Below are 9135 nucleotides of genomic sequence, written 5' to 3'. Positions count from 1 at the left end.
GCGGCGACCGTGGCCGTGCTCACACCCTTGGACGTCGCCTCAGTGCTGACTGCCACGTACTCACCGGCACCATTTTTGATCTTTGCGGTCGACAGGCCGGCGTTCTCCGCGAAGGAGAGCTCGACATAGCCGATGGCACCGGCGGTCGACTTCACCGTTGAGGTCACCCCGTCGCTGCCCTTGGAGCCCTGACCAGTCGGGGCCTTCCAGTCCGAACCGGAACCGAACGTCCAGTCGCTCTTGGCAGCGCCGTCCAGGAACTTGGTGAAGTTGTCCGTGGTGCCCGAACCGTCCGAACGGTGCACCGAGACGATCGCCGTACTGGGCAGGGTCACGCCGGGGTTGTCAGCCGCGATCGTCGGGTCGTTCCACTTGGTGATCGCACCAGAATAGATCTTTGCCAAGGTCGAGGCAGAGAGCTGCAGGTCCTTCACGCCGGAGAGGTTGTAGATCACCGCGATCGGCCCGGCGACCATGGGCAGGTCGACGAGCTCCCCGCCGGTGCAGCGCTTGGCCGCATTGGTCGCCTGGTCACCGCTGATAGCCGAGTCCGAGCCGGCAAAGTCGATCTTGCCGTCCACGAACGCCTGCTTGCCGGCGGAGGAGCCGACTCCCTGGTAGTTGATCGAAGATCCCGGACACGCAATCTGGTACTTCTTGACCCACTCGTCCATCGCGTTCTTCTGCGCAGTCGAACCCGAAGCGGTGATCGACCCGGTTGCGCAGGAGATCGCGCCCGTGGCAGTGCCGGCCGTCGAGCTCGGCGCCGCCGTGTCGTCGGAACCGCAGGCGGCCACCCCCAGCACCGCCGACATCGCAAGGCCCATGACCGCAACCTGACGTTTCGCTATGTTCACAAGCGACCCTTCGTCTTCAGCGCAATGGCGCCGTTCTGTCCGCCCCCGGACCGGGGTGCCGGCGAGAATCGAAGCGATTCAGCATGAACGAAAGATGAACGGAAGTGAACGCGAATCGGACGTCGAGCAAAACACATCCCGGGTCCGGGGTAGCTCTACACAGAGGGGTCGTGTCGGTCAGAACCGACTACGTCACATACGTCCCGGCCAGCCGGCACATGTAGGATCGCTGCTCGATCCGACTGCGTGCCAAGCGCCGCGATCGTCGTCCTTGCTCCACAGCCCACAGCCCCGTGGCGTTTAAGGCCCGAGGGCGCCCGGGACTCGAGGGAGCCCAGCCTCGCACGCTGAGCGAACCACAGTCGCGCCCTCCGAGTCCAGGAAGGCCACGTAAGAGCGCCCGGCGATAGGGACGCGGCGTCGCGGGGCCGAAAACTCCCCGTTTGCCGGGATGGATCTGACTCACGCCCACAGCGAAGCTATGTCCATGAACAAAAAAGCTGCACCGCACGGACCCGCCAGATCACCCGCAGCACCCGGACCCAGTGCCCCACCCGGATCCGGAGCCCCACCCGGAGCACTGACGAGCGCGGCTCTCCCGACGGTGGGCGACGGGAGCCAGACGCGCGTGCGGAATAGCGAAGGTCCGATGGACGCGCGTCTCCCCCGGGACGAAGCGCAGGCATACTCAATAACGGCCTGCGAAGGAAGTACCGTGTCCGATCTTTGTTGGATGCTCGGCGAGCTGCCGGCCCATGCCCGTCTCGTCGACTTCGCCAGCGATACCGATGTCACGCTTGTCTATCGCACCGACACCGTCGCCTTGGACGCCAACCGTGGGTGACAGCCGTGACCGGACCCCCGGTCAGATCGGCGTGCGCTGTAGTTCCAGATCAGCGCGACTGTCGCACCAGTAGGGACCTTCGTCCTCCACCACATCCGTCATGATCACATGATGGCGTCCGACATGTCCCACCGAGAGCAGGCAGGTCAGGCCATCCACTCGGCATCCCGGCGCAGTGACCGTTGTCGGTGTAGCCCAGACCAACCATGCCTCCTGATTGCCCCAGCCCTGGAGAACGGCCATGTGACTGTCGGGATGCCCGGTCTCGAGCGCACATGTGACCTCATCCGGTACCTCGTAGGCTGCCCCCGGGAGCCCGTCAAGCCGGCTGATCACCTCGTCGGGCACCCGTTGCCACACACCACAGGCACCATCGTCGATGGATGTACCCATCGTCGTCCCCTCCCCGCACATACACAACGATCCGAGCTGCCTCATCGCGGCTCGTTCCCACCTGAGCGGAGTGACCGTGCCAGCCACGATCGCCTCGGGATCGGCCGCGGTCCGCTCCGGTCGACAAGCTCCGATACAAGCATGCGCAGGCCGGACCTCGCACACCGGGTGGGAACTTTCCGTTTTGTCTTGACTTCGAACGGTAACTGATCGCACGATGTTTCCGACTGCAGACCATCATCACGGCCGAACCGTCACCCACAGGGCTATGGAGCTATGACTCCAGAGATCTATGAAGCTAGCGATCTATGAAGATCGGCGCCCCAGCACGGTCACCGACAGCCTGGCGTGTACTGCCGCACCGGCAAGAATAGCCGCAACCCGTGGCGTCGCCGCTACAAGGAGCAACGCCCCGTCAGTCGCACCTGCAAGACCTTCCGCTGCATCGCGGGGGCGGGGAACCGCTAAGACCGTGACGTCGGATGCAACGACCGTCGCGGTGCCGGCTTCGGGTATCGGACCTGCCGATGTATCGCTGGTGGGGCCTCCTGGCCTCATCGCCGTCGACCCGTTCCGTGAGCTCGTGTCTGGCACGTCCATCTCGGTGGACGCCGCAAGCACGTCCACCCGATCACCGACACGCAGGAACACAACCGATCCGGCATCGGTGATGCGGACCGGCGTGGCGACCAGGCCGGCGGCTGTCTGCCGCTGGGTGAGCATGCCTGGACCGAGGAACCGCGCATCGGTAATCGGTTCGCCACGACCGACCGCCGCTGCCAGGGTTCGCCCGACGGCTTCCTCGGAGCGCCGGGCCGCACCCGCCGGCACGGCATCCATCGGTAACGACACGATCCGAACGTCGGTCGGGGCAATGATCGCCCCGCCCTCCAGCTCACCGGCCGCCACAACCACCGCTGTACCGGCCAGCGGTTGGCTGGATCGCAGGGCGCCAGCCGCAAGGAGGACAGCCAGGCCGGCGAAGACACCCGCGAGAACCCGCCGCCGCGCCCCGACAGCGAGCCGCCAGGCACGTACCTCTCCGATACGCGCCGTTGTGCGTCCGGCAAGCCACATCGTGACCTCCACGATCTTCACAGGTTAGTGTGAAGATCACGTTAGCCACCGGGTGGGGAGCAGTCACGACCGGAGCGCGCATTGTGGACAACCCGCCGTCCGCTTACGCCCGGGGCCGTCTCCTGTGGAAATCCGCCCCGGACCAGCCAGAGCAGTCGCCGACGCAACCGAGAAGTCGCCAACGACCTCGGGCTCCCACGGAAGTCCCGAGGGAGCCCGAGGGAGCCCGCATCGATCAGGCCGCGGCCGTACCCGAGCCACCGGAGGAGCTGGATGAACCGGATGAGCCGGATGAGCCAGCCGATGACGCCGTGCTCGTGGAGGTCGACGAGCCTGCGGCACTCGACGTCGCGTCCGCCGAGCCGCCCCCCGCGGGCGCACCAGCCCCGACCGTCTCCTTACTGGACGTGTCAGCGCCGGCATCATTGCCGACCTTCTCCTTCGCCCGGTCCCGGACTCCACCGCCACCGGATCGGCTGTCGGTCTTGTAAAAACCGGCACCCTTGAACACGACGCCGACCGGGCTGAACACCCGGCGCAGTTTGCCGCCACAGGCGGGGCACTCGGTCAGCGCCGCGTCGTTGAAACTCTGCACAACCTCGAGATCCTGATCGCACGCGGTGCAGCGGTACTCGTAACGCGGCACGGACTCCTCCCAGGAGTTAGCACTCGACTTCGGTGACTGCCAACTCTAACCCGAGACGGCATCGAGGCGTCGGCGACCACCCGCAGACCGCGATCCGAACCGGCTGCCAGCTCCACCGGCACAGGCGTCAGCGCCGATGATCACCACACCCCGCACCAATCGCGCTACCGCGGGTCCGCCGACAAGCCGGCAGCCCGGCAACGCACCGTGGCGCGCGGTGTGACAACGACATGGACGCTGACATCATGGGGCTCAGTCGGAACCCGGGCGACCAGCTCGTGGTCGTGCACCATTGTCACGATCAGCGCATCCGGCCTCGCGCGCCGCAGCGCCCGGTCGTAGGAGCCACCGCCACGCCCCAATCGCCCTCCACGCACATCGGCCGCCAACGCCGGAACAACGATGACATCCGCACGGACAAGATCAATAATCACCGCACCGAGCGGCGGTTCACGAGTCCCAAAGGCACCCGCGATCAGTGATCCGTTGTACTCACGGAAATCCAGATCGAGATCGGGTCGCGTCGACGGCAGCAGGACGCCTACGCCCCGGGCCCGCAGCTGCCCGAGAAGCCGACCCGTCTCCGGCTCGCCGGGCAGGTTCACATACGCGGCCACGCAGCGCGCCGCGGCCACCTCGGGAAGATCCAATACGCGTCGGGTCGACGAAGCGGCGGTGTACGCCTCGATCGAACCCTCTGACGCCGATCCGCCACCCGCCCCGAAGTCGGTACGGGCGATCCGACCGGCGCGTGCCGCGAGCTGGCGCGCCCGCAGCTCGACCTTCAGGCTGTTCAGAGCCTCATCCGCGGGCATGTCAGGACGTGTCGCGATCGATGTGATGCGGTGGACGTTCGGCGCGCAGCCACTCGATGTCGGTGTCCGCGCCCTCCTCAGAGGTGTCCCGGTCGTCGCCCCATCCGATGTCACGATCGTCGTCGGAGCGTGCGTCGTCCCACACGAGCGTTCCTCCTTCCCAGTTCGGAAGCTTCGGACATCCCGTCCGGCCCGGCGAGCCCGGCGAGCTTCCCGCCGCTGCCCGCAGCCCATCCGCCCCACCAGGCACAGCCGGCAGTCCCCCGGCTGACACTCCGGTCATGTCGCGGTCCGCGCCGGTCCGCCGCCGTCCGGATCCCCCGGATCCCCCGGATCCCCCGGACCGTCGACAACCAGTGCGATCGCGTCCGCGACTGCATCCAACGCGTCGCGCACACCCGCCGAGTATGCCTCGAAATCACCGTCTGACCTGCGCATTCCCTTCTCCGTCACGACGTCGGGTAGGACATCGATCGCCGCTCGCACGGCGCGACGATAGCGGGGTACCGAGACTGGAGGGTCCCCTTGTGGATCTTTGTCATATGCCTCGTCGCGATCCAGCGTCGCCCGAACCACGTCGCGGCCTGTCACCGGTGCCACCATCCGTATCCTCCCGGAACATTTGCTGTCCAGCAAAACAAACCATAGCGGTGTACTTGGCTACCAGCAAAGCCGTTACGCTGTTCAGGTGGACGACGGTGAGCGGCTGGTCGGCATCGGGGACATAGCCTTCCAACTGAAGATCACGCGCCAGGCGGTTGACTACTGGACGCGGCGAGACCCTCAGTTCCCTGCTCCGCTACAGGTCATCAACGCACCTACCCCGACATCCAAAGGCACCCGAGTGTGGCGCAAACGCGACGTCGATGCCTGGATCGTCGAGTACTACCGGCGACGAAGGACCTAGTCGACCGGGGTTCGCGCGTCCCCAGAGGCATTCAGCGGCCCGAGCCCGGATCCGACCGGGTCTCCCGCCATGGTGCGAAGACGCCAGCTGGAGGTCGGATTCAACCAGTCGAGTCCGTGCCCACCGATGCAGATGCAGATGCAGATACGTGTGCACGTGCAGATGCCACCAACAGACCACACTGGATTCGGGCTCATCCACCACCACTCGAGCGGCAATGCTTTGTCGATCGACGTTGTCGAGGCCATTTTCGATAACCTAATATTTTTAGGGGATTCGCTCATGAGCCAGCCCACCGTGACAATGAGCATCGAACTCCAGTCCCGAACCAGAAGCCCCGAGCCCCGAGCCCCGACCGGATCCACATCGATCAGGTCGAGCGACAATGATCGACTCTGATTCGCTCAAAGGCCCACGCGGTGGCGGTCGCAGTCAGCAGCGCAGCCGAGCCCGCTCCCGCCACCGACCAGACGATGCTCTCCAGTCGACCTGACGACTTGACGATCCGGCGACCGAGAGCCAGATTTGATCTTTCATCTGATCAGGAAGCCGGGCCCAGAAGATCCAGAAACGGGATCTCAGACCTCCCCGACCGCACCCGCTCCCGATCCATCCGCGGCACCGTGATCATCATGGGCTGGTTCATCGGCGTCACGCTCGTACGAATCTCCGCCGGCCGCATCGAGCAAAATCCACAGCAGCCGCACCTGCAGGGGCGAAAGACCGATTACAAAATGACGCAAGGCCGCATCCTGGTCGGCGACCTGACCCAGCAACGCAAGCATGCGTGCGGAAGCGTCCTCCTCCCGAGATCGGGTCGCGTGGTACATCCATACCCGCCGAACGCGTACCCGTTCGACGTGTCCCTTGGCGATGAGACGGCCAAGCGTGGTGGCTATTGTGCTGTGAGCGAGTCCCCCGCCCAGGTTCTGCTGGATGGCGCCGGTGCTCACGGGCGTTCGAGCAACCCACAGCACCGCGAGAACAGCTCCTTCGAGTTCGCCCGGCTGTCGGCGGATCACCGTACCGGACGCGGTCTGCGTTTGATCGGTCTGCCCGGAATCGTTCTCCGGCCAGCTGGAATCGTCGTGGCGTCGTGGCGACCATGGGTCACGAGTAGTCAACAAGGGTCATCCTCGCAGGCTCGAATGACGGGGAGCGACCGGCCTTAGAGCGACCGGCAATAGGGGACGCGGCGTCGCGGCGCTGGGGCACGCACCTCGCGTCGTTGTCGTCGGTCGACACCCACAACCTCCGGTGCCTCCCTCCGCCGCCTCGCGATCTACGCGCCCCAGCCCCGCTCCTTGATCCACGTCCCTATTGCCGGGCGCTCTTAGAACGAAACGATCAAAGATCCATCAGGCATGGCTCTAGCTGCCGAGGACGAAGCGAACACCAGCCCTGATGACCGACGGGGTGATGCGGCCAGCCTCGATCACATACGCATCCCGGCGGCCCCCGTCGGACCATGGCATAGCGCAGGATCCAGCCTGACGAGCGCCCGCCGAAGCCGAACACACCGGCCGGCCGGGCCGCGGGCCCGTGCTGGCCCGATACACCTGTCCGGCCGGCCGTCACCGTTGGGAAAAGAATGGAAAGCACACCACGCATCGCTCGGGTCGCGAGCGTCCATGCACGGTCGATAGACCGCCGGCACCACCGCGGAAGTTCGGTATGGCTCGCATAGCAGGCGAAGTGGCCGAATGACGAGACACACGCGGAAGCGGGACCCGCCGACGCCGATGCCGCGCAGGCAGCTGTCCCGGTCATGGCTGAGAGCAACTCTCGAATGGGTTGTGCCGCACTGCCGGCGACGGACCGGATTCGGGCCATCCAGCTCGACCGGACGACGGGGTGTCCCGTCCGTCCACCACGAGCCCGTCCAGTCGGACCCGGCTTCGCGACATGTGCTGGAGCCCGCCCGTCTGTAGTTGCGTGCGCCCGAACTCGGCGCTCCACCTGCTCAACGAGCAGTTTATGCACCGGAGATTGAACAACGCATGCACAACCCGACAGAAGCCACTGTGCTTAGGCCCTCAGCGGGAATCGGACCTGACCGACCCGCCACAGGCCAACATGACCTAAAGCAATATAATCTAGAGCAACAGGACAAAACCAGCATAATAATGAATAAAATGACCAGACGAAATCAATACAGGATAGACCACTACAGACAGAACCAGCATGAACCAGGTTGATCCGGACCGGGCCTGCAATGAAGCGCTCAGGCTGCCCGCAACTGCGCGGTTCGCACCAGCGCGTCACACGTCTCCTCCGTACGCGTCACATCAACGCGCAGAGAAGTAACGAATGCGTTCAACTCCTCCTGGACGGCGACAACCGACTCATGTGCAGGTACCGGACAGTCGAGCTCCAGAAACATACCTAGACCATCCAGTTCATCGACGCATAGTGATATGCTGCCCACCTTTGCCGTCCGCCGGGTCTTGGCCACCCGAACAGTCGGACAGAAGCCCATGTTCAGGATCGCCTGATGCATCTGGTCACGATCAGCGACCTCGGTTTCATATGCATCACACGCCTGAGCATTAACAGTCGGCCGTCGCAGCGCGAAAAAATGACGGTTGTTTATCGTACGAAGACGTGGGAAGGAGACGCCGAGTCGGCTGTCGTCGAACGTCCAGCGATCGGGAGCGTACGCCTGGTCATCCTGAAAGAACGGCTCGCCCAGGTCGATGCCTCGCGCCTTGAGGGTCAGGAGGAGCGCCTCCCTGTCTCTCACATGGAACTTGACCTTAACCTCGCGCACACAAGCCTCCCCATCGTCTGTCCCGCCATCCCCCGACGCGACAGCCTGGCACATAACCGAACGACCAGAAGTAACACCCACCGCCAAAGCTATAGAGTCGGATGGACGTTGGACGCCGACGGAGTGGCCATGACCACATCTTTCTGGCGTGCATCTGAGCCGGGCGATGCGACATCGACCCTCAGCTGACAACCAGCAACGGTCAGCACACGTTCCACCCTTCCATCCAGCAGCGGTGCATTGGTTCGAGAGCCACTCGCTTCCGTCCTCGGGCGCCCACTCCATCCGTCGTCGTCAGCTCCCGTCATCCCGCGCCGGTTGCGACGGAGCGCCACGTCACAAACATGTTGCGCGCGAGCGGCGAGCGGAAACTCCGCCACCGCCACCGGATCAGCGGCCCAACCGCCTCCGCGGTCAGGTCGAAGCCGAGCACCCGTCGATCACGAGAGCGAAGCCGCCGACAGCCGGATGGTGCTCGATCTGGCGCGTTCGGGCAAGTCCGGCTCCCTTCCCGAAACCGGCCATGCCGGATCACCCCCCCGCGACGAGGTCCCCGCGCCCAGCTGATCGGGCCCGCGGAACGGTGACCCGGGAGATATAGATCGTATCAACGGGTCCCACACGACGGCCACGATTGGAATTCGCGACGCATTCATGACAGCGTGCAAGGTCTTTCATCGGCTCTTGCGCCCGACACCGCCTTACATCCACACGTATCGGCCCGCGTGTCGTCCGGCGACAGAACCGATAAGAGCGCCCGGCAATAGGGGCGCGGATCAAGGAGCGGGGCCGGGGTGCGTAGATCGCGAGGCGGAGGAGGAAGACA

General features: G+C 64.9%; 11 protein-coding genes. 2 read left to right on the top strand and 9 right to left on the bottom strand.

Annotated features, from left to right (window positions below; translation table 11 throughout):
- Positions 1-857: phosphate ABC transporter substrate-binding protein PstS (gene pstS, locus U9978_RS12205; protein ID WP_416210944.1), on the bottom strand; the 857-nt coding region annotated here is incomplete at its 3' end.
- 649 nt (positions 858-1506) lie between these two features.
- Between pstS and U9978_RS12200 the strand changes: the two genes are divergently transcribed.
- Positions 1507-1701 carry a hypothetical protein gene (locus tag U9978_RS12200; RefSeq protein ID WP_322761217.1) on the top strand — a complete coding sequence of 65 codons (195 nt, stop codon included), beginning with the start codon at positions 1507-1509 and terminating at the stop codon, positions 1699-1701.
- A gap of 21 nt (positions 1702-1722) precedes the next feature.
- Here the strand turns inward: U9978_RS12200 and U9978_RS12195 are convergent, their stop codons facing one another.
- The 6 genes from U9978_RS12195 to U9978_RS12170 form a co-directional block, all read right to left on the bottom strand.
- Positions 1723-2139, bottom strand: a complete 417-nt coding sequence (locus U9978_RS12195; protein WP_416210943.1) for a hypothetical protein — start codon at positions 2137-2139, stop codon at positions 1723-1725.
- A 261-nt stretch (positions 2140-2400) separates the two neighbouring features.
- Positions 2401-3183, bottom strand: coding sequence for an SAF domain-containing protein (locus tag U9978_RS12190; RefSeq protein ID WP_322761216.1), 783 nt, complete (start codon positions 3181-3183; stop codon positions 2401-2403).
- Positions 3184-3406: 223 nt separating this feature from the next.
- Positions 3407-3817, bottom strand: coding sequence for an FmdB family zinc ribbon protein (locus U9978_RS12185; RefSeq protein ID WP_322761215.1), 411 nt, complete (start codon positions 3815-3817; stop codon positions 3407-3409).
- A gap of 164 nt (positions 3818-3981) precedes the next feature.
- Positions 3982-4632 carry a 5-formyltetrahydrofolate cyclo-ligase gene (locus U9978_RS12180; RefSeq protein WP_322761214.1) on the bottom strand — a complete coding sequence of 217 codons (651 nt, stop codon included), beginning with the start codon at positions 4630-4632 and terminating at the stop codon, positions 3982-3984.
- Position 4633: 1 nt separating this feature from the next.
- Complete coding sequence (locus U9978_RS12175; RefSeq protein ID WP_322761213.1) at positions 4634-4915, bottom strand: hypothetical protein; 282 nt, start codon at positions 4913-4915, stop codon at positions 4634-4636.
- A complete protein-coding gene (locus U9978_RS12170; RefSeq protein WP_322761212.1) occupies positions 4912-5223 on the bottom strand; it encodes a hypothetical protein in 312 nt (103 codons plus the stop codon). The genes U9978_RS12175 and U9978_RS12170 overlap by 4 nt, the downstream gene beginning before the upstream one ends.
- A 97-nt stretch (positions 5224-5320) precedes the next feature.
- Between U9978_RS12170 and U9978_RS12165 the strand changes: the two genes are divergently transcribed.
- The gene (locus U9978_RS12165) at positions 5321-5539 is read left to right on the top strand and encodes a hypothetical protein (protein ID WP_322761211.1); all 219 of its coding nucleotides are present in this window, start codon (positions 5321-5323) and stop codon (positions 5537-5539) included.
- A 578-nt stretch (positions 5540-6117) separates the two neighbouring features.
- Here the strand turns inward: U9978_RS12165 and U9978_RS12160 are convergent.
- Positions 6118-6663: a BlaI/MecI/CopY family transcriptional regulator gene (locus U9978_RS12160; protein ID WP_322761210.1), complete on the bottom strand. Its 546-nt coding sequence runs from the start codon at positions 6661-6663 to the stop codon at positions 6118-6120.
- A gap of 1100 nt (positions 6664-7763) precedes the next feature.
- Positions 7764-8309: a class IV adenylate cyclase gene (locus U9978_RS12155; RefSeq protein ID WP_322761209.1), complete on the bottom strand. Its 546-nt coding sequence runs from the start codon at positions 8307-8309 to the stop codon at positions 7764-7766.
- Positions 8310-9135: the final 826 nt, after the last annotated feature.

The organism is Protofrankia sp. Cr2 (genome assembly GCF_963555885.1).
Lineage (GTDB): Bacteria > Actinomycetota > Actinomycetes > Frankiales > Frankiaceae > Protofrankia.
The sequence above is the reverse complement of the archived record's forward strand: the minus strand, read 5'-3'. Positions and strand labels throughout refer to the sequence as shown.

What these genes read in the sequence shown, in the direction of transcription:
- U9978_RS12200 (WP_322761217.1), top strand. Translation starts at nt 1,507, where the DNA reads ATGGACGCGCGTCTCCCCCGGGACGAAGCGCAGGCATACTCAATAACG.
- U9978_RS12195 (WP_416210943.1), bottom strand. Translation starts at nt 2,139, where the DNA reads ATGAGGCAGCTCGGATCGTTGTGTATGTGCGGGGAGGGGACGACGATG.
- U9978_RS12180 (WP_322761214.1), bottom strand. Translation starts at nt 4,632, where the DNA reads ATGCCCGCGGATGAGGCTCTGAACAGCCTGAAGGTCGAGCTGCGGGCG.
- U9978_RS12175 (WP_322761213.1), bottom strand. Translation starts at nt 4,915, where the DNA reads ATGACCGGAGTGTCAGCCGGGGGACTGCCGGCTGTGCCTGGTGGGGCG.